Origin of the sequence: Sphingomonas sp. CD22, from assembly GCF_034556155.1 — a bacterium.
Lineage (GTDB): Bacteria > Pseudomonadota > Alphaproteobacteria > Sphingomonadales > Sphingomonadaceae > Sphingomonas.
The window spans coordinates 341,998-363,412 of sequence record NZ_JAYDYX010000005.1; the positions used below are offsets into that span (position 1 = coordinate 341,998).

The 21,415-nt window shown below is 62.9% G+C and carries 15 protein-coding genes; 11 read left to right on the top strand and 4 right to left on the bottom strand.

The annotated features are described in order from the left end of the window. Window positions 1-78: 78 nt before the first annotated feature. The 4 genes from SFC76_RS12355 to SFC76_RS12370 are packed head-to-tail and all read left to right on the top strand — an operon-like array spanning window position 79 to window position 6,030. On the top strand, window positions 79-1,332 hold the full coding sequence (locus SFC76_RS12355) for a TolC family protein (RefSeq protein WP_322849760.1): 1,254 nt from the start codon (window positions 79-81) through the stop codon (window positions 1,330-1,332). Then, a complete protein-coding gene (locus tag SFC76_RS12360) occupies window positions 1,329-2,543 on the top strand; it encodes an efflux RND transporter periplasmic adaptor subunit (RefSeq protein ID WP_322849761.1) in 1,215 nt (404 codons plus the stop codon). The genes SFC76_RS12355 and SFC76_RS12360 overlap by 4 nt, the downstream gene beginning before the upstream one ends. Beyond that, window positions 2,540-5,701 (top strand): efflux RND transporter permease subunit, encoded by a 3,162-nt coding sequence (locus tag SFC76_RS12365; RefSeq protein WP_322849762.1) that lies wholly within the window; start codon window positions 2,540-2,542, stop codon window positions 5,699-5,701. Before SFC76_RS12360 ends, SFC76_RS12365 begins: the two co-directional genes overlap by 4 nt. Further along, window positions 5,698-6,030 carry a copper-binding protein gene (locus tag SFC76_RS12370; RefSeq protein ID WP_322849763.1) on the top strand — a complete coding sequence of 111 codons (333 nt, stop codon included), beginning with the start codon at window positions 5,698-5,700 and terminating at the stop codon, window positions 6,028-6,030. Before SFC76_RS12365 ends, SFC76_RS12370 begins: the two co-directional genes overlap by 4 nt. A gap of 365 nt (window positions 6,031-6,395) precedes the next feature. Here SFC76_RS12370 and SFC76_RS12375 read toward each other — a convergent pair whose 3' ends face one another. From SFC76_RS12375 to SFC76_RS12390, 4 genes are all read right to left on the bottom strand, one after another. Further along, a complete protein-coding gene (locus SFC76_RS12375; protein ID WP_322849764.1) occupies window positions 6,396-7,034 on the bottom strand; it encodes a MobA/MobL family protein in 639 nt (212 codons plus the stop codon). A 150-nt stretch (window positions 7,035-7,184) separates the two neighbouring features. After that, window positions 7,185-7,817 carry a hypothetical protein gene (locus SFC76_RS12380; protein WP_322849765.1) on the bottom strand — a complete coding sequence of 211 codons (633 nt, stop codon included), beginning with the start codon at window positions 7,815-7,817 and terminating at the stop codon, window positions 7,185-7,187. 106 nt (window positions 7,818-7,923) lie between these two features. After that, window positions 7,924-8,760 carry a hypothetical protein gene (locus SFC76_RS12385; protein ID WP_322849766.1) on the bottom strand — a complete coding sequence of 279 codons (837 nt, stop codon included), beginning with the start codon at window positions 8,758-8,760 and terminating at the stop codon, window positions 7,924-7,926. Between the two features lie 254 nt (window positions 8,761-9,014). Beyond that, window positions 9,015-12,482 (bottom strand): hypothetical protein, encoded by a 3,468-nt coding sequence (locus SFC76_RS12390; protein ID WP_322849767.1) that lies wholly within the window; start codon window positions 12,480-12,482, stop codon window positions 9,015-9,017. A gap of 530 nt (window positions 12,483-13,012) precedes the next feature. On the opposite strand from SFC76_RS12390, the gene SFC76_RS12395 reads away from it, so the two are divergent. From SFC76_RS12395 to SFC76_RS12425, 7 genes are all read left to right on the top strand, one after another. Further along, complete coding sequence (locus SFC76_RS12395) at window positions 13,013-14,197, top strand: hypothetical protein (protein WP_322849768.1); 1,185 nt, start codon at window positions 13,013-13,015, stop codon at window positions 14,195-14,197. A 76-nt stretch (window positions 14,198-14,273) separates the two neighbouring features. Continuing rightward, window positions 14,274-15,230 (top strand): hypothetical protein, encoded by a 957-nt coding sequence (locus SFC76_RS12400; protein ID WP_322849769.1) that lies wholly within the window; start codon window positions 14,274-14,276, stop codon window positions 15,228-15,230. Window positions 15,231-15,299: 69 nt separating this feature from the next. Beyond that, the gene (locus tag SFC76_RS12405) at window positions 15,300-15,539 is read left to right on the top strand and encodes a hypothetical protein (RefSeq protein ID WP_322849770.1); all 240 of its coding nucleotides are present in this window, start codon (window positions 15,300-15,302) and stop codon (window positions 15,537-15,539) included. Between the two features lie 1,513 nt (window positions 15,540-17,052). Then, on the top strand, window positions 17,053-17,490 hold the full coding sequence (locus SFC76_RS12410; RefSeq protein ID WP_056019268.1) for a DUF202 domain-containing protein: 438 nt from the start codon (window positions 17,053-17,055) through the stop codon (window positions 17,488-17,490). Between the two features lie 37 nt (window positions 17,491-17,527). Then, a complete protein-coding gene (locus SFC76_RS12415; protein ID WP_322849771.1) occupies window positions 17,528-19,303 on the top strand; it encodes an SLC13 family permease in 1,776 nt (591 codons plus the stop codon). A gap of 25 nt (window positions 19,304-19,328) precedes the next feature. After that, window positions 19,329-19,610: a hypothetical protein gene (locus tag SFC76_RS12420; RefSeq protein WP_132833781.1), complete on the top strand. Its 282-nt coding sequence runs from the start codon at window positions 19,329-19,331 to the stop codon at window positions 19,608-19,610. A 1-nt stretch (window position 19,611) separates the two neighbouring features. Continuing rightward, window positions 19,612-21,390, top strand: coding sequence for a chloride channel protein (locus SFC76_RS12425; protein WP_082445489.1), 1,779 nt, complete (start codon window positions 19,612-19,614; stop codon window positions 21,388-21,390). The last annotated feature ends 25 nt before the right edge of the window (window positions 21,391-21,415 follow it).

Genomic DNA, 21,415 nt, shown 5'->3' on the forward strand with positions numbered 1-21,415 from the left:
GCGCGTGCCCGTCACGCGACCCGGCGCGCATGCGCCGGGTACGACGCGATGTGAACTCAAGGATCAGGATATGACGAAATGCGAACCTCCTTACGCCGCCGCGCGCCGCGCGCGCTGGTATGGCTCGCGCTCGCGTCGGTCAGTATGCCGGCGATTGCCGGACCGCTGACCTTCGACGCGGCGCTTCAGAAGGCGGCTGCCGACGCGCCGTCCATCAAGGCGAAGTCGCTCGGTGCCGATGCTATGCGTTCGGCGCGAAGCGCCGCAGGACAGTTGCCCGATCCCAAGCTCGCGCTCGGGATCGACAGCTTTCCAATCTCGGGACCGCTCGCGTTCGCGCCACAGCGCGATAATTTCACCTGGGCGCGCGTCGGTGTCTCGCAGGACATTCCCAATCTCGCCAAGCGTCGCGCGCAACGGGGTCGCGCCGAAGCGGACATTGGCGTCGCCGACGCAGAAACCGGCGTGGAGGCGCGCATCGTGAAGGTCCAGGCCGCGCTTGCATGGATCAGTCTCGCATATGCCGAGCGTCGACTTACGGCGCTCGACACGGTGCTCCAACGGCTCGACCGCCTCGTCAAAGCGTCACCCGGTGCGGTCGCGTCGGGTGCATCGCGGCCAGCGCAGGTGCTCGCCGGGCGCGAAGCCGTTGCGAAATTACAGGACCGGCGCGAAGAGTTGGTGTCGATGGTCGGCCGTGCGCGCGCCGACCTCACGCGCTGGACGGGGGAAGTCGACCCCGACATCGCAGGTCCGATCCCGGACTTCACGGTAGAGCCTGCACGCCTGCGCGCATCGCTTCGCGAGCATCCGACGCTGGTATTGGCGGGTGCCACGATCGGTCGCGCGGAAGCCGACCTCCGCATCGCCGAAGCAGAACGGCGTCCCGATTTCGGCGTCGATCTGTCCTACCAACGGCGCGATCCCCGGTTCGGCGATTACGTGTCTGCAGGCGTCACGATCGGCCTGCCGTTGTTCAAAAAGCGGCGTCAGGAACCGTTGATCGCGGCCCGCGCTGCCGACGCCAACAGTGCACGCGCCGGCGCAGATGCCAGTTTGCGCGAACTGACCGCCGATCTCGAAGCAGGTCTTGCCGATCACGCGATGCACCACGCACAATGGTCGCGCGCGCGCGACGTGCTGCAGCCGCTCGCCGAGCAGCGGGTGACGCTCGAGACCGGCAGTTACAGCGCCGGGCGCGCCACCCTCACCGACATCGCCGACGCGCACGCCGCGCTTGCCGACGCGGTTCTCACAATGCTCGATCGCGAGGCGACTGTCGCCGCGGATGGTGCGCGGCTGATTCTCCTGTTCGGGAGCGCCGACCAATGACCACGTCACTTCAACGGTCGCAGCTCGCGGCGACGCTTGCCGCTGTCGCCCTCGTCGCGGGTGCTGGAGGCTATTATCTGGCCGGCTCGCGAAATGGGGCACCTTCCGCAGGGACACCGGATACTCCTCGCAAGCCGCTCTATTATTACGACCCGATGGTACCGCAGGAGCATTACGACAATCCGGATTCCCTCTCGTCGATGGGGATGAAGACAGTCCCCAAATATGCCGACACGAATAGCGGCCCGACGGCAAAGCCAGGCGTCACGGTCGACCCTTCGGCGATGCAGAGCCTCGGCATCCGGCTCGCGACCGCGACCACAGGCACGTTGGCCGGCACGCTCGATGTGACCGGCGCAATCGACTTCAATCAGCGCGACATCGCAATCGTGCAGGCACGTGCCGCAGGCTTTATCCAGCGGGTCTATGGCCGCGCGCCGGGCGATATAATCCGTGCCGGGGCGCCGATCGCCGACGTGCTGGTCCCCGAATGGGGCGGCGCTGAGGGCGAATATGAAGCGGTGCGCAAAACCGGCGACCCGTCGTTGATCGCTGCCGCACGCCAGCGTCTGCGACTGATCGGCATTCCGGGCGGCGTGGCGGGCGGGCGCGGGATGACCACCATTCGAAGCCCGATCGGGGGCGTTATCCAGACACTCGATGCCCGCGCCGGCGTTACGCTCGCACCCGGTCAGACGCTGGCGCAGGTCAATGGCCTCGGCACGGTCTGGTTGAACGCTGCAGTGCCGGAGGTGCGCGCAAGCGCTGTCAAAGTCGGGCAGAACGCGAATGCCGAGCTGGCGGGGTTCCCTGGCGAGCGTTTCACCGGCCGCGTCATTGCCGTCTTGCCGACGACGCAGGCGGACAGCCGAACACTGACGGTACGGATCGAGCTGCGTAACCCCGGTGGTCGCCTGCGCCCCGGCATGTTCGCGACCGTCCATCTGGGCGGCACATCCGACACCGCGCTGCTGGTGCCGAGCGAAGCCGTGATCCGCACCGGCAAGCGCACGCTGGTCATGCTTGCCGACGGCAAGGGTCGTTTCCGACCGGCCGAGGTCCGTATCGGGCGCGAGGCGGGCGGCCAGACCGAAATCCTCGCAGGACTGGCGGCAGGGGAAAAGGTCGTCGCATCGGGCCAGTTCCTGCTCGACAGCGAGGCGAGCCTGACCGGCATCGCCGCGCGCCCGATCACGGGGGACACGAAGTGATCGCGCGGATCATCGAGGCGTCCGTCAAGGCGCGCTTCCTCGTCCTGCTCGCAGCCCTCGCGCTGATCGTCGTCGGGGTGGGCGCTTTGCGCTCGACTGCGGTCGATGCGCTGCCCGACCTGGCCGACGTCCAGGTCATCATCCGCACCACCTATCCGGGCCAAGCCCCGCAGATCGTCGAGAACCAGGTTACGTATCCGCTCGCGACGACGATGCTGTCCGTGCCGGGCGCGCGCGTGGTGCGCGGCTATTCGTTCGTCGGCGACAGCTTCGTCTATGTCCTGTTCGACGACGCGACCGATCTCTATTGGGCACGCAGCCGGGTACTCGAATATCTGAGCCAGGTGCAAAGCCGCCTCCCCGAGGGTGCGAAGGCATCGCTCGGCCCGGATGCAACCGGGGTGGGCTGGGTCTATGAATATGCGCTGGTCGACCGGACCGGGCGTCACGACCTCGCACAGCTCCGCAGCATCCAGGACTGGTTCCTGCGCTACGAATTGAAAACCGTGCCGGGGGTCGCCGAGGTCGCGAGCATCGGCGGGATGGTGAAAGAGTATCAGGTCGTCCTCGATCCGCAGAAGCTGGCCTCTTACGGGATCACCCACGAGGCGGTGACCGAGGCACTGAAGCGCGGCAATCAGGAGAGCGGCGGATCGGTCCTCGAGATGGCCGAGGCGGAATACATCGTCCGCGCGACCGGGTATCTGAAGACGCTCGACGATTTCCGCAGCGTGCCGCTCAAGACGGTTGGCGGCGTCCCCGTGACACTCGGCGACGTCGCCACAATTCAGATCGGTCCGGAAATGCGGCGCGGGTTGGCAGAGCTCAACGGCGAGGGCGAGGTTGCAGGCGGCGTCATCGTGATGCGTCAGGGCAAGAACGCGCGCGAGGTGATCGACGGGGTACGCACCCGGCTCGAGGAATTGAAGAAGAGCCTGCCACCCGGCGTGGAGGTCGTCACCACCTATGACAGGTCGGGCCTGATCGATCGGGCGGTCGACAATTTGCGCAGTAAGCTGATCGAGGAGTTCATCGTCGTCGCGCTCGTCTGCGCGCTATTCCTCTGGCACGTTCGATCGGCGCTTGTCGCCATTCTTACGCTTCCGCTCGGTATCCTCATCGCCTTCATTGCGATGCGCGTGCAGGGACTGAACGCCAATATCCTCTCGCTGGGCGGCATCGCCATCGCCATCGGCGCAATGGTCGATGCGGCCGTCGTCATGATCGAAAACGCGCACAAACATCTCGAGCATTGGGCGCACGATCATCCCGATGAGACATTGGCGGGTGCCGAGCGCTGGCGCGTGATCACCGCCGCAGCGGTTGAGGTCGGCCCGGCGCTGTTCCTCAGCCTTCTCATCATCACCTTGTCGTTCGTGCCGATCTTCTCGCTTCAGGGGCAAGAGGGGCGGCTCTTCGCGCCGCTCGCCTTCACCAAGACCTATGCGATGGCAGGCGCAGCAATCCTGTCGATCACGCTGATCCCGGTGCTGATGGGGTTGCTGATCCGCGGCCGCATCCCGTCCGAAAATGCCAATCCGATCAATCGCGTGCTTACCCGCATCTACCGCCCCGCGCTCGAATGGGTGCTGGCGCGGCCGAAACAGGCGCTGGTCATCGCCGGCCTCGTGTTTGCGACCAGCCTTTGGCCGATCAGCCAGCTAGGCGGCGAGTTCATCCCGCAGATGAACGAAGGCGACCTGCTCTACATGCCTTCCGCGCTTCCCGGCATTTCAACCGCCAAGGCCGGCCAGCTTCTCCAGCTCACCGACCGGCTCATCAAGACCGTACCCGAGGTGGAAAGCGTGTTCGGCAAGGCCGGCCGCGTCGACACCGCGACCGACCCTGCCCCGCTCGAAATGTTCGAGACCACGATTCGCTTCAAGCCCAAGGATCAGTGGCGCGCGGGCATGACGCAGGAAAAATTGATCGATCAGCTCGACAAGGCGGTAAAGGTGCCGGGCCTCGCCAATTTCTGGATTCCCCCAATCCGTAACCGGATCGAGATGCTGTCTACCGGCATCAAGAGTCCGATCGGTGTCAAGGTGGCGGGGTCCAACCTTGCCGAAATCGATGCGGCCGCGCGCGAGATCGAACAGGTCGCGAAAACGGTGCCCGGGGTCGGCTCGGCGCTGGCCGAACGGCTCACCGGCGGACGGTATATCGATGTCGATATCAACCGGGCCGCTGCGGCACGCTATGGCCTCAACGTCGCCGACGTGCAGTCGATCGTGTCGGGCGCGATCGGCGGAGAGACGATCGGCCAGACCGTCGAGGGACTCGCGCGTTATCCGATCAGCGTGCGCTATCCGCGTGAGCTGCGCGACAGCATCGAAGGCTTGCGAAACTTAGCCGTGCTGACGCCGGCAGGACAGCAGATCACGCTCGGCACCGTCGCCGACGTCCGCATCACTGATGGACCGCCGATGCTGCGCAGCGAGAACGGCCGACCGGTGACGTGGATCTACATCGATGGACGCGGCGCACCGCTCACCACCATCGTTCGTGATCTGCAGAACGTGATCGCCGCCAAGGTAAAACTGCCGCCCGGCGTCAGCGTGACCTACACTGGCCAGTTCGAGTATCTGCAGCGTGCGGTCGAGCGATTGAAGATCGTCGTTCCGGCGACCTTGGTCATCATCTTCCTGCTGCTCTACGCGACCTTTCGCCGACTCGATGAAGCCGCTCTGGTGATGGGCACGCTGCCGTTCGCGCTCACCGGCGGTCTATGGCTGCTCTATCTCCTCGGCTATAACCAATCGGTCGCGACCGGTGTCGGGTTCATCGCGCTCGCCGGTGTGTCGGCGGAGTTTGGCGTGGTGATGCTGATCTACCTCAAGCATGCGCTGGATGCTCGCGGCCCTACACCGGACGACGCAGAGGTCGCAGCGGCAGTGCGCGAAGGCGCCCTCCTTCGTGTCCGGCCAAAGGCGATGACGGTCGCGGTGATCCTGGCCGGCTTGTTTCCGATCCTGATCGGCACAGGCACCGGTTCCGAAGTGATGAGCCGGATTGCGGCTCCCATGATCGGAGGCATGCTCACCGCACCGTTGCTCTCGATGCTGGTATTACCGGCAGCATTCCTGCTGCTGCGGCGCGCCCGGCGTTCCCCTCACCCTTCAACCCCAGTCCCAACGCTGCAAAGGAATACGCTATGAAGAACACCCTGTTGGCACTCGCCATCCTCGCGGGCCTGACGACGACTACGGCATCGGCGCAGTCGAGCGCTTCCATGCACGGCATGCCGACGAAGGGGGCCGTCAAGGTCGGTCGCGGCAGTGGCGTCGTGACCGCGATCGATCCCAACGCCGCCAAGGTGACGATCCAGCATGGGCCGATCGCGGCACTGGGCTGGCCTGCGATGACGATGGCGTTCACGGCAATCCCACCGGCACTGCTCAAGACCGTGAAAGTCAGACAGCGCGTCGACTTCGCCATAAGAATGCGCGGCTCTGCGGCGGAGATCACAGCGATCCACGCGCATTAATTTTGGGTGCTGCGATCGTTTCCATCAGTACGCGGCGACCATCCCACCTTCCCGAACTCAGCCGGTCCCTGCCAAGTATTCGAATCCTCGCCGTAGCCGTGGCCGCCGCCGGCTCCTGAAGTATATACTCTTTTGGGGATACTCCTCGGCTAACCAAGAAGGGATCGCCACACTCTCGTTCAGCGCCTCCCCTCGAGTGGCCAATTTAGGAACCCGACCCCTTTAATTGATCGCTAGACTCCGTTCTTCCGGTCACCGGAAATATGCTGATGATGAATATAGACTTGGCTCGCTCTGTTTGCGTGGTGAGCAGCGGGGCGGCGGATGTTAAGCCCACCGTCCGCATGAGGCGGTGGGCTTCATCATCAGGCCGCCAATTTCCGCAAAGGTACTCCCATCGCCCCCGGATAAAGATCAACAAGCGGATACCATTTATCTGCAAGTGACTTGCACGCGTTGGACGTACGCAACCAGTTCTGCCGACGCCGCCCGAAATCGGCGTGCGTGCGATCATACACGCGCGTCGTGATCAGCATGTGGACATGCGGAAGGATCTCCCGTTTGCCCTCACTTTCTGACTGCGCGTGGATTGCCCAATCCGTGATCATCCCCTGCGTCGAAAGATGATCGTCGCAGAACCCCTCGACGATCTCGCGCCAGGTGGCGGCCGTCTCGTGGATCGGCAGCGAAGCGACACAATGGGCGAGCGTCGCTTCGGTCGGGCGATAGATCTTGGCAACCTGATCCATCATCTCCCACAGCTTGATCCCCTGGAGCGCCGGGTCGTTGGCACGGCTAGGTCCGCAGCGACCGCGATCTACGAGATCCTGCCGGGCAGCGTAATTCGGCGTCGGTCCCACCTCGTCGATCCCGTGCATCCGATTGATGTACCAGTACGAGCATTTCGCGGTGCGATGCGTCGAGCGCATGTCTTCGCCGTAAGCGTTGACGGTATTCCAGATGACGTAACGGGTGTTGAACGGACGATCCTGATGGATGCTCATTGATAGTTTCCTTGGTTTGGCCAGAAGACGGCCGGTGGTCCAGCGGCGACCTGCCGCGGGATATCGAGATTGGGATTTTGAGAATTGGCGGCGATTGCGACCGTCCGGACGCCGCTGACGTCCGGACGGGTTAGCGTATCAAATACTGGCCTACGGGTTAGCTCGCGCGGCCAGCCAGGAAGCGAACGCCTTGCTCGCTGCCACGGCCTTGCCACTGCTTTCGGCCAACCACAGCTGCCACACCGCAATGGCTTCCCGCGCGACATGGGCATTCAGCGACGGAGGATCGCCGAACGCCCAGGCGCTTTCGATCTCCCCTGCCGACAGTGGTGTGAGAACGATGCCCTGCTCAGCGCAGACGCTTGCAAGGTCGGGCGCACCGGCGCCACCATGGTGGACAGCCAGATCGATGCTCGGAATGGTAACGAGCGTCATCAACCGGTCGAGAAAGGCGCGCCCGATCTCGGGGTCGCCAATCGTGCCGGCATCGAGCAGCGGGGCAACGATACGATCGGCAAGCTGCCAGCCGAGCACGGTGCCAGCCGTCGGCATTACGTGCGTCGCCCATTTGAGCAGGGCGTCCTCGCCGTCACCGGCCGCGATGGCATGACGTTCGAGCAAGAAGGTCCACGCCCCCTCGCCATCGCGCTCGGCGATGAGCATGGCGAGCCCAGCCAGATGCGACATGGGTGGAAACGTGCAGACACGGGCGGGAGGCGCATCGACGGTCGCGACCGCGAGGGTCACGAAACGGCAGGTCTTGGTCATGATGATGTCCTTCATTGGACGCGCGTCGACACACCGCCGGCAAAGACCGGCAGTGCGAGACGAGCGATGGTGGGATTTTGGTTGGTTGAAATCGACCGGAGATCCGGTCGGAGTCAGACGATCAGAAGATCGGACGTTCGCCGCTGAACGCGCGTTCGTCGGCGGCAATCTGAACGCGGCGTTCCGCCGCTTTCAGCGCGACCGCCACGTCGAACGCGACCGCGCGCGGCCGTGCCCAGGCCGCGCTCGGACTTGCCGCAAACGGCATCAGGTGTGCACGCTCGGGTGCCGCCTCGATCCAGTGCGCGAAGGCTGCGAGCGGTCTGCTCATCAGCGCCTCGTCGCTGTGTCGCCAGGCGTGCCACGCCAGCCAGCTGCAATAGGTCGCCGCTACATCCTCCTCGCAGTAGCGCGCGATCGCATCGACGTCGCCCGCTCGCCACAGCGCACCGACATCGCTGCCATGGACGCTGGTCTTGACGGGAATGCTCAATCGATCGCAGATTTCGGCAAGGCTCGGCCGCTTGGTGCCACCGTAGAGCGAGTACATTTCTGCCAGGTCGCAGTGCTCGCGACCGAACCGATGCGCCCGCGCATGATGGGACAGCCCGCCGAGATCGAAGCGCCGCTCGGCAATCGCGCCGAGTTGCAGCGCCGGCAGATCATAGCCACGCGAATTGAAACCGATGCTCGTCACCCCGATCGGGATCTGGGCATCGACCGCCGCATAGAACGCGCTTTCGTTTCCCGGCTCGCACACGATGCTTGTCAGCTCAAACGCGTACTTCGCGTCGCGTAGCGATGCGGACAGAAAGGTCGCCACCACCGGACGGTGTAGCGGCCATTTGGGGAAGCTGCCGTCGGCGGGTTCATCTTCGACGATCGATTCGATGTCGAACACGACGACATGGTCACCCAAATGCTCGTCACTCGGGCGCTGCGGATGGAAAGAGCGCATGATACATCTCCTTAAGATGGACGTGCACGCGGTCGCGTGCACGGATCGAAAGGATGAAAAGAAAACTGCCTTGGCGCCTGTCGGCGCCTTTCCAATTTTCCTCTTCACCCCTTCAATCACCCCTGTTCGCTTCTGCTCCGCTCTTCACGCTGTGCGTGCGCATCCCGCTGCCGCGGGCGTTTTCCGACGACTGTCACAGACGGGCCGGTTCGTGGGGATTTGGCGAGGTGCCCAGCGACCATGCCATTGCGACGTCAGCTCGACGGATCGAGACGCCCGGGATGAAGGGGCAAGCGACTGCGCGGACCGCGACGTTTACGAGTGGGCGAGATGACGGCGGGCGGCGGCTTCAGCAGTACGCCGAGCGCGCGCGCATCCGCATCGATCATGCCCGGCGTGCCCACCCCGCCTGCAAGCGCGCGGACCTGCCGGGCGAGTAGATCGACAACTGGCGTGACCGCGCCATCGTCCCTGGCGGCGAGCCATGCACGCACAACGGCATTGTCATGCCGCAGCGCGGGCGCGGGCAATCCGGCAACCGCTTCCCTGCTGCGGAAATAGAAGCCGGGATCGAACTGCCGCAGACCGACAAACGTGCGGTCTTCGGACGTTCCGCCGACCAGTCTCACATGCGTGCTCACGTCGAGGGACCGGGCGTCCTGCTTGATGCCGGTTTCGATCCTGAGAGTGCCGGTTCGAACGCGAGACAGGATTTCACGCTCGACTTCGGTCTGTATCCTGAGCTGAACATCGAGCGCGTGCTGGATCTCGTGATGCAGGAGCCCGAGATAATTATAATTCGACAGCCGCAGCACATCGCCGTCGTGGAAACCGACGAGCCCGTCCCGCCGGCTAAGCGGTATCTCTCGCTCAGCAATGACCGCAACCGTGTCCCGGGCCCATTCCAGCGGCGTGCGCAAGTGGGTCTGAGTACCCGAAGCAGGGGCCGCGACCGCACCGAACCGGATTCGGCCGTGTGTGACCGCGACCCTGCCGAGGAAATCAGGACCGGTTGTCGCAGGCGGCGCGGCGGCGATGAGCCTTGCGATCTTCGGCTCGGACCGACGAACAGCCTCGAGGTACCCGCGAAATCTGGGATGATGCGACAGGACCGCCATCTCGGCGGCATCGCGCTGATCAAGGGCCTGACCGACGGGGCCGATTCTGCTGCCAACACGCGCCGGATCAAAGCCCTTGCCGACCTTCTCGATGAGGCGCGCCACATAGGGCATGATCGCATCGCTATCGCCGATCCGCTCGATCAGCGCCCGGTCGATCTCCCGGGCAACCTCCACCCGACGTCGCTCCGCGCGCCATGCGATGTGATCGCGGTGATCTCGCTCGAGCTGCGTCCAGACGATCGCAGGCCTGGACGGCGGAGGAGGTGCGGATGGCTTGTCCTGGGCCGCTGGTGCTGGAGCCGGCATATCTTCGGTAGGACCTCGAACGACGTGTTCTTCGCGCAGACCCGTCGGTTCGAGGCGGTCAACGCCGATATCCCAGATGTCCGCCAAGAACGGAACGTCAAGCAACGACGGCAGTGCGTCGAGATCGTCCATTTCGCTGGCAGCGCGTGCAGTGCGGCGTCCGTATCGCTCGCGGCCATCGACCTGACGGTCCTGCGTGATCCGCGCATCGAGTTTGGCGAGATGCCGGTGCATGACCGGCGTATCGCGCCATTTGCGCAGCGCCTGCCCGAACCACGCGCTGTGGGTATCGCACGTCTCGTCGAACAGCGCCGCGGCTCCGTGGCGCCGGGCCAAGGCTTGCACCTGTGCAAGCTCGCGCTGCTGCGCGGCGCGAATACCGGCCAGACGCCGCTGCTCCCGGCCACCGCCGAGATCGACGCCGCGAACCAGATCGTCCGGGTCATCGCGTGGATCGACCAAGAGCCCGTGTTCGCCTTCGCTTACGAGCAGAGGGGCCTTAGCGATGAGGTCCAAGGCCCGATGGGTCCGGGTCGCGCTCGGCACGGAGATACGCTCGCGCGCGCCGACAGCCTCTGCGCCCGTGGCAAGGTCTGTCGATGGCGCGCTTCTGGCCAATAGCGCGGTCGCCTCGATGTCCAGCCGCGCCGCCTCAGCCACGCGGTCCGCCACTGCGTCGTGCTCCAGCCCCAGTTCGACATCGAGCGCCTGCAGATGCCGCTCCGCCTCCCTGCCCCGCACCGTCCATCCGGCGACCGCTCGCGGCGACGTTGCCGCCGCGGCATATTCGGGGGCGAAGCGCGCAGTTCGCGCGGCGCGGCTTCGCGACATGTCGATCAGGATCTGGATCTGGGCCGCCTCGTGCCGCAGGTTAGCCGCCTCGATCTTTGCCGCACGTGCGCGCTCGTGGTCCGGGTCCGAGGCCGGCAGCGCGCGATCGATCGCGCCCAGCTCTGCGTCATGGCTGGTGGCGGCAGCCGCGAACACGCGACGCCAGCCTTCGACGTCGTTGGAGAGTCCCCGCTCGGTGCTGAATCCTGCTCGCTCCAGCACGGTACGCCGGCCATGCATCTTGCGCTGCGCGGTCGCATCGATGCCCATCTCGGCCAAGGTGCCCGGATGATATCGGACATCGGCATCGATCGCGGCCAGTTCGATGTTGGTCAGGCGCGCAACCTCCTCGCGCATGACGTCGATCCATCCGTCGCGGGTGATAGCACCGACCTTGTTCGCTTCGAATTCGAGGCTGCCGTCTTCCAGATAACGAGCCCGCCTCGTCCCCATCAACCAGTGGAAATGGTCGTTCAGCGGATCGTTGAGGCCGTCAGGCGTATGATCGCAGATCGTCATCGGCATGAACCAGCCGGGCTCGTCCGTGCTGGCCGGATTGCGCTGGCGCTGGACCAGGTCGATCATGCCGGCCTGTATCCGGATGCGGGCATCCGCGCCCAGATCGGCATGATACTCGCCTTCGCCCGCCAAATGAGTCTGGACCGCGCGGCCTTCCGACACCCGGGCCGGCCGCGTGGTCTTGTCGACCGCGTCCGGCCAATGATCTTGGGTCTTGATCCAGGCATAGACGTCGAACGCCCGCGCATCGATCCACCGGACACCGTCGCGCGCCTTGCGATCCGATAGCGGTCGGCTCGCCGCGACACGCTTCTGCTCCCTTGCAATCGTTTTCCGCAGGCCCGCAGGGCACTCGGCATCTCGCGCGATCTCGTCGAACAAGACCGGCGCGCGCTCGTAGAAGACGCTGATCCCGGGCGGGTTGCCGTCCGGCTGCAGACGACGGTCACGTTCGAACGCCTCGACAACAGTCCAGTCGGCCGGATCGCGCAGGTTGGTCCAGCCATCGGCGGGTCCGCCGTCCCGGCCACCATGCCCGCGCATATAGGCGTCCTTCGCCGCGCCATCGATCCCGACGTCGACCGCCTTCACCAGCCCCTCGCCCGGCGCATCCGGTTCGGCACCCTGCCCCTTGCCGCGCGCATACGCGTCGAACGCGTGCGCGGTTCGGCCCTCAACCATGTTCTTGGCGAAGTGGAACGGGATGTGTCCGTCAGCCGAGCGTAATCGCGACACGGGCGGCGAGCCGGGAATCGAGAAGAAGGGTCGAGAAGTATAGGCTGGCCCACGCGCATCATCGTATCGGGCGATGCCGTCGATGAGCCTTGGAACATGGTGGCGAAGAACACCCAGCGGATCCTCGCATGCCATCGCTTCCAGGTCGGCCGGCATGTCCTGGATCACCCGCCTGCAGAACCGCTTGCTGAATGCACTGAGCGACGCCACGTCCCTGCCCTTCTCCCATTTCCGACACCTGTCGGCATGAAGCCCGCGGCAGGCGCCCACGCATCGACCGATGCGTGACTTCACTTCCGTTGTTGTAGAATACAACGCGCCGCTAACACGAGCAATCGTGTTAGCGTCTTGCGCCTAAAAATACTTCCTCGTTATCTTATCGATATGCAGGCTTGGGAATGCCACACCTTACATATCTGCTGCAGCCATTGCGAGGTTGCGACAGAGTAACCTTGATCAGCTAGTCTTGACCAAATTTTATTATGCAAGCTGGATTTCATTCGACCTCGCATCGTGTTGTGACACTGTCGGTTCCACCCGATGCGAGGTTAGAACTCCCCGCCCTTGCAACTAGCGCGACACGGTTGACCATGGATGCGAGGATGGGCATCGCGGACATTTCCGCTAACGCAAGTATTCTTTGGCTGGACCGCCTATCGGCATGCCTATAGATGGTATCCCCTTCGAGGGACCCGGGCACATGACGTGACCATTTAAGCCGCCCTCGGCACGAGGACGGTATGCTTGAAGACCTTGTTCATGACCTGATCGAATCGTTTGCCGATGCCATCGTCGGCGTCGCTGTGACGGTCGCCGAGGATCATCAGGCGCGCCGCGACAAGCTCGCCGATTATGAGGCCAAGGCAAAAGGCAATGCGAACGCTCTGGGCCATCATGTCGCGGGCGCGGTTCAAGCGGTCGTGCGAAATCGCTACAAGGACTGGCTGGCCGATCCTCGACTGGGCCACGAGCAGCCGGCAGCCGAGCTTCGCGCCGCAGAGATCGGCCTGAATGAAGCGGTCGTGGCGCTGAAGCGAAATCGGTCCGTGATCAATCGTGCGCTCGCGATCGGCGCCAGCATCCGTATGATGGCCATCACCGAGGTTCTGGGCGTCGCGTGCATCTACGACAAGGCCGCGACCCGGCCCGCTCCGATCAAGACGAAACGCGTCGTCAAGCCGGCCCGCGCCAGCGACAAGCGAATGAACCGCCGCGCGATCTCCATAGCCGACATACCGCCAGCGCTGCTGCCTCTGGTTGCCCGACTTCGCACGTCCGATCCCGACCACCTCACCGCGCTCGGCGATCTGGAAGCGCAACGCGGCGGGTCAAACGATATCGATGGCATCGCAACCAAGCTCGCCACACTGGCATCGTTGGCAGAGCATCAAGAATTCATCGACGAACTGGCAACGCAAGCGGGTGCGGCCCTGACGCAGGCGGAGCCCACGCCACTGCCGCAGATTGATAAGCCCGTCGTTCCGCCAGTACCTGTGATGTCGTCGGAATCCGCGCTGAATTCCGTTCCGACATCGACGAAGCCTTCGAGCATACCTCCCGTCGGGGGCAGCGACCAGGTGAGGCCAGCGAAGGGCAACGCAGGGCACGCTGCGGGTTCTGTGGTTAACGCGAGGCCTGTGTATGGCGCCAAACCGGCGGACAATGTCGCACCCGCGAAGTCTCCTGTGATCCCGGCGACCACCGCGCAACCTGCGGCGATCACGCCCGAGATCACGGCGACGATCAAAGCGATTTCGGACTTTGTGAATTGGAACCGCTGGGCGCTGCGCGAGAAGGACGGCCAATACAGTCTCGGCAAGCTCGGGAAGCGCGCCGACCTCAACACCGCCTTCGACCCCATCGCGAAACTACCCGCCATGCAGGAGGCACTCGCCCGCGTCGCGGCTTCGCCGGCGCCGCGATAGCCCTGACCAGCGTGGCCAGTGCGCGGCGCGCTGGCACCAAAACACTCGCTCACGACGCTAGATAAGCTTCGCTAGCATGCTCGACGACCTACCTTCACTGCCGATGGATCTGCCCGAGGTGTCGTCGCCGGCGATGCCGCGCAAAGCCCGTCGCCCTACCGACGTCGCGCCCGGTCCGGATACCGCGCAGATAAGTCCAACGATGATCATGGTGGATGCAACCACGCTCTCGATCGACGATCGGTTCGGGCTCGACATCGATGCGCTCTCGGCCCGGTATGCCGATCAGATCGCCGACGCGCGAGCGCGACTCATCAATGCCCGCCCTCAGATCATGCATCCATTGGTGCTGCGCACCGAGGATGATCGCTACACCGCGTTCAGCGGCATGCCCGTGGTCATCGCCGCGATCGAACTGGCCCGGGCATCCAACGCCGCCGTGACCGTGAACACGATCCTCCATGAGGCGATCGATGGCGAGGCGCTGCTGCGCGACGTCTTCGAGAATCCGCGCGGCAAAAGCCTGTTCGAGAAGGCACGCTACATCGCGGGCTGCGAAGCGAAATATGGCACCCGGCGCGCGTGGATGCGGGCGGAGGGCATCGCTCAAGAAAAATGGGAGCCGCGTTTCAGCAAGATTGCTAAGATAGCAAAGCTCGACAAGCGCGTTCTTGCCCGGATTGACCCGCACACCATCTCGAACGCCGAAATCGCAAGCCGGATCGTCGATGCGTGCAACGACGCGGTCACCCGCCGGATCGTGATCGAGATTACCGAAGCCGCCGCTGCGACCGCCAAAGGGCCACTGAACGCGGCCCTTCTGTTCAAGCGGATCGATGCCGTGCTCCGTCCGACCGTGACAGCCTTCGCAACCGGCAGTTGGGAGAACGGCATCTGTGAACTCCGCGGTGCCGACGGTACGGTCGTTGCGACGCTGACACGTCACGACGAAGGCTGGTCGATCTCCGGCGCCGACCTGGTCGGCATCAGCCGCGCAATGCTGAACACGGCATTCGACGCGCTCAAGACCTGACGCAAGGAGTGCGACTTGCACCGGTGCAAGTCGCACACACGACTACAACTATCCGACGAGGAGAATCCCGTGACGCAAGACGATGACGGTTCGATCGAACGCTATGTTGATGAGATGATCCGCTCGGTTCCTGAAGTAAACCGCCCTGATCCGCAGATCAGCTGCCGGCAGGGATGTCCGAAGGCGAACTGGCTGCGGGAGAAAGAAACACTCCGCTGCTACTGCCATGCGATGGGGGTGTTCTCTTGGCCCAGGCTCAATCTTGAAAGGTGCACCGACCGCCAGCGGGCGCTGCGACCCCAATCATAATATGTTCCGGGATTGATGGGGCTCTCGGTTTTGTGCCCATAGGTCGGTGATCTCGGCGTGACCGCAGATTAACAAAACGACCCACATCCGGCCATTCAAGGCGCGCGAGGCGCTTCCCAGCTTCGGTCATTCGTTCATGTCGATCAATCGGGTCTTCGGCATCGTTGGCTCGGCGGTCGGAACGGCAAGGTTTGGGACGAAGCAGTCGTTCGGGCAATCGGCCGGGAATGTCGGGTTTCGGATGAATCGGCCATTCGCGGGGCTTCCGAGATTTGCTCGGCATCGCGCCAGCCTGCACGGTAGCGACTCCGCGGGGCTTCGATCTCACGCCAAAATAACAGCCGCGGCTCCCCTAACGAAAAACCCCGCCTCCGAGGTTGTCGCGCACTTTCTCCATCCGACAGGGTATCTCGCGCAATAGTGCGAACCTAGAGCACGTGCGCCACCGCCCCACGCCGCAATTCTCCAGAATTTGCGGTGCTCTGCGTCGCCTATCATGTGTTTTCCGACACTGGCGGGGCTAGTCGGCGCTTAAAAACGGCAGGGCCGTTCACGCCCACACCCGGACGCTCGGGTTAGTAATTCGGAGTCCCGGTAGTAGTCATTCGTTCAGTGGGATTATGGGGAACTTTCCAGACATGAGTTGCAATCGGGGCGCTCGGGATTGGTAAAGCTGTCTAGTTACGGCCAATGGGCAAGCGCGGTAAAATGGATCGCAAAAGCGATTACGCTGATATAATCTGGTATCGGAGGTAAATGCAGAAATGGAAAGTAGCCGTCAGCTGGAGAGCATCGCCCTCGCAATTGCTCCAATGCTAGCGGCTTCTGTATCCGAAGTATGGATCGTGGCAGAAGTTCATGACGACTGGATACAGAGGCGCTACGATGTCGTGTGCAACGGTAAGCTTGTTGAGGGGGTGGAAGGTGAGAGAACCATGAACCGATCCGTCAATGATGCTCTATCCGCCCTAAGGCGTGACATGCTTAAAGAGAGTCAGGAAGATTGGCATCATTGCACCTATGTTTTGAGGTCTGACGGAATCTTCAAAATGGAGTTCGATCGTAGCAGACCGCCGAGCGTGTGAATGTAACGATAGATACTCCTGTAAAAGGAGGCAGCGCCACAGAATGTCGGCCATCGCCAGCACCTTCCCGAAAGCCGCCGTTCCGCTTTCCTGCCCAACCCGGACATTCCCGAAATTCGATCCAGACCGTGCGAAAACTCACCGCCGCCCCCGATACAGACGTGATGCTCGAAACATAACGTCGCCAGATATGGCTGCGACGCAAGATAGCCAATCACCTGGCAACCGACACGCAGCTATATTAGTACGCTACATTCGGGGTTGGAGTTTTCGCACGGTCTGGATCGTTTTCGAGAAAGGTTTCGTGCCGCAACCAGCCGGTTTTGACACCTGTGAAGGCGGGGGATCTGCTAACCTCGATAACTTATTCGGCATGATCCTTTTTAACATTCGATGTGCTGAAAGCGTGTGGGTATCGTTGATCATCCATGGCCAACGAACGACTGTCATTGACCCGTGATTTCAACGGCCCATTCGTTCACGGTGCGGACCGGTTGGAGCATAGCGCCAAGCAGCAAGCAGATAGCGCCGATCGGCGCACGGAGCTTGCTGCCGATCGAACAGTCATGGCAGCGGAGCGCACCTACGCAGCCTGGGTCCGTACCGGGCTTGCCGCTCTAGCCGCAGGAATTGGCGCCCGCGCATTGCTTGAGAACATCGTGCCCGGCTGGCTTGCCGGTGCGACCGCAACCGTCCTGATCCTGTTCAGCGGCTTCTGCTTCGTTGCAGCGGTCTGGCGTGAAATGATTCCTATCGCCCCACCGCGGCCCGACACTCAGCGACTGCCGGCTTGGTTGCTGATCTCTGTGAACGGCTTCCTAGCGATTGCCGTCTTGGCGGCACTCGTCGGGATTTGGCTGCAATAACCGGCGTGACTATCGCCATTTTACGGATTCTGCTTGCATGACCACGCCGCAACTTATGTCGATTGGCCTGCTGATTGGCATGATGGGCCTCTTTCTTTGGGGCCGATTTCGCTATGATGTCACGGCCATCATCGCCCTGCTTGCCGGGCTGTCGCTGGGATTGGTGAAGCCCAAAGCGGCATTTACTGGCTTTTCCGATGACATCGTTATCATCGTTGGATCGGCGCTGGTGATCTCATCGGCAATGCAGCGTTCCGGCCTAATCGAGAGCGCGCTCGGGATACTGGCGCGGCGCGTGACACGCGTCCGGTCGCAACTCGTGGTGCTGACTACGGCAGTCGGGGTATCGTCCGGGCTCGTAAAGAACGTCGGTGCCTTGGCTATGCTGATGCCGGCAGCCGTGCAGACGGCGAAGAAATCGGACACTAGCCCCTCGGTGTTCCTGATGCCGATGTCGTTCGCTTCGCTCCTTGGCGGGTTGATGACCCTCGTTGGTACGTCGCCGAATATTATTGTCAGCAGAGTACGAGAGCAGATGACCGGTGAGCCGTTCGGCATGTTCGATTATCTGCCAACGGGGCTGGGCCTGCTTGTGGTCGGCCTCATTTTCCTGCGTTTCGGCTACCGCCTCCTGCCCAGGGAACGCCGCGCAGCGCCGACCATGGGCGAAGCTCTAAACATCACGGACTATGTCACTGAGGCGACCATCCAAGACGGATCGCCCGCTGTCGGCGAAACGGTTGAGTCCTTCATCGACCGTCATGATAATGAGGTGACGATCGCCAATGTTGTCCGTGACGATGTGCGCACGAGCATTACGGCCGAGTTCCTTCTGGCTGCCGGCGACACGCTGATCTTGGGCGGTGACCCGGATACGCTTGAGCGTGTCATTGCGGGTGACCACCTAGCACTTGCCGGACAGCATCGTGACCTACCGGAAGGCAGCGAAGATGATGAGGCTGGCGTCATTGAGGCGGTCATCACCACCGGCTCCGTGTTGGTCCGCCAGTCCGCTGGACGACTGCGGCTTCAGCAACGCTATGGCGTCAATCTCATCGCGGTATCGCGCGCCGGCAAACGGCTGACCAAGCAGCTCAGCGAGACCGTCTTGCGCGCCGGCGATGTCATTGTTCTTCAAGGACCCCTCACACTCTTGCCGGAACGCATGCGTGACCTCGGTACGCTGCCGCTGGCAGAGCGTGCCCTGCGTCTGGGAAGTTCGAAGCGTGGCTTCCTACCACTTATCATCCTCGCGGTGGCGATGACCGTAACCGCGACCGGCTATGTGCCTGTGGCCGTCGCCTTCTTCGCCGCTGCCGGTCTAATGATGGCGACCGGAGCGCTACCGCTGCGAGATGCCTATGATGGCGTCGAATGGCCAATTCTCATCATGCTGGGCGCGCTCATTCCGGTCAGTGAAACCCTGCGCACCACCGGCGCGTCGGATGTACTCGCGACCTCGCTTGCCCATCTGGCGGCCTCCTTGCCGCCATGGGGCGCGGTCGCCCTGATCCTCGTAGCGGCGATGGCTGTGACGCCGTTTCTCAACAATGCCGCGACGGTCTTGGTGATGGCGCCAATCGCGGCGGTGTTCGCGCATGACCTCGGATATCGCCCCGAAGCCTTCCTCATCGGGACCGCTATCGGGGCAGGATGCGATTTCCTGACGCCGATTGGGCATCAGTGTAACACCTTGGTTTTTGGTCCTGGGGGCTACCGCTTCAGCGATTACGCCCGGCTGGGCGCACCACTATCGGTTCTGGTGGTCTTGGTTGGTACGCCTCTAGTGATGTGGACTTGGCCACTGCACTGATCGCCGGGTACTGTTGATGGGCAGCATGGCCAAGCCGCAGGCGTTCGAAGATACTGAATGGCGTCCGTGGCGAGGAAGCGTACCGGGCGGCTCGGAAGGTTGTGGCACCGCAGATGTAGCAGGCGTAGGCGGCTTCATGCGTTTTTTCCACTCGCGGGCAGCCATGCCCGTTCTCATCGTCCTACTGCTTGCAACAATCACGGCAGCTGGACTGGCGACGTCTTGGACGCTGTCGATTGTGATGTGGCTTTCGAGCGCCGTTCTCGCCGCAGCCCTGTTTGCAACCTTGATGCAGGACGCCGACTGACATGGCTTCAGCGCCACTGATCGATAGCGCAGCTAGTCCACCTGGATCTGGTCGGGTGGCGCCATCGTGGCTCCGTAAAGCTTTTCGATCCAGCGAAGCTGCACTCATCGTGCTGGCCATCATGATCGGCAGTGCAGCCGGATTGCTCAGTGTCGTCCAGGGTACGCTCGCACAGGCGATGCAGCATCTGCTTTATGCCTTGTCGCCGGATGAAAGGCTGAGTGCGGCCACGACGATCCCTTACCTTGCTCTACTTGCCCTGCCGGCTGGTGGAGCCGTCCTCGCACTCTTCTCTTGGGTTACTCATGCTCGCCGGCGCCGGATGGTCGACGCTGTAGAGGCGAACGCCCTTCATGGTGGTCGCATGTCATGGTCCGACAGCCTCGTTATCTCCGGGCAAACGATCCTTTCCAACGGCTTCGGTGCGTCTGTGGGGCTTGAGGCGGCGTATGCGCAGTTGGGAGGGCTCGTCGCCTCGCTCAGCGGCAACTGGTTTGCGTTACGCAGGTCCGATCTGCGCATCTTGGTCGGCGCCGGAACGGGCGCCGCCATCGCAGGTGCATTCGGGGCTCCATTAGCTGGGGCCTTCTATGCCTTTGAGATCGTAATCGGGGCCTATACGATATCAGCGCTGGCACCTGTCGCTGCGGCGTGCCTGGCGAGTGTCCTTGTGGCGCAGGCGTTTGGTGCTCAACCGTATCTGGTTGCGGCTAATGCAGGCGAACAGATCGAGACGTTCCACTACCTTCTCTACGCCGGTCTTGGGGCCTGTGCCGCTGGCGCTGGTATACTGCTGATGCGGGCTGTTGCGGAGATGGAAGCAGCTACACGCAAACTGCCGATACCCTCGATTTGCCGGCCGATATTGGGCGGTCTTCTGCTCATCCCTCTGGCGATGCTCACGCCGCAAATTCTCTCTGCTGGTCACGGCGCCCTCCACCTCAATCTTGAAGCCGAGGTATCGCTGCGCTTCCTCGCCGCCATCTTCGTCGTCAAGTGCGCGGCCTCCATCATCTCACTTGGCTTTGGCTTCCGCGGTGGCCTGTTCTTCGCATCCTTGTTCTTGGGCAGCCTGCTGGGTCACCTGTTTGCTGGTTCACTCGAATGGATTGTCGGATCGCCTGTGATCGACCCGCACAATGCGGCCCTGGTGGGGATGGCCGCATTAGCGGTCGCCGTAGTTGGCGGGCCGATGACGATGGCGATGCTAGTCCTTGAGGCGACCCACGACTTCTCCCTTGCCGGCGCGGCCATTGCAGCATCGCTGGTCTCGTCCACCATCGTCCGCGAGCTGTTCGGCTATTCCTTTTCTACGTGGCGCCTGCATCTCCGGGGCGAAACCATCAAAAGCGCCCGCGATGTCGGCTGGGTCAGAACGCTTACAGCGGGCAAGATGATGCGACGTGTCGAAAGGGCTACGCCGTGCAACACGACGATCGCCGAGTTTCGTCGGGCGTTTCCGCTTGGTTCCACAAGTCGGGTCCTACTAGTCGATGACCACGAAAATTATGGCGGTATCGTACAGACTGCCAGTGCATTTGCCGAAGAGGTCGATCAGAAGGCACCGATCGGGTCGCTGGCGATCCACACGGGTCTCGCCCTTACGCCGGATTCAGACATCAGAAGCGTCATGACTACGTTCGATACCGAAGGTGCGGACGAACTGGCGGTAGTTGGAAGCGACGGGGCAGTTCTCGGCATCCTCTCCGAGAGCTATGCGCGACGCCGCTACGCAGAGGAATTGGACAAGGCGCAACGTGAGTTGTTTGGAGAAAGCTGACCAGCCGGCACGCAGCAAACGCTTC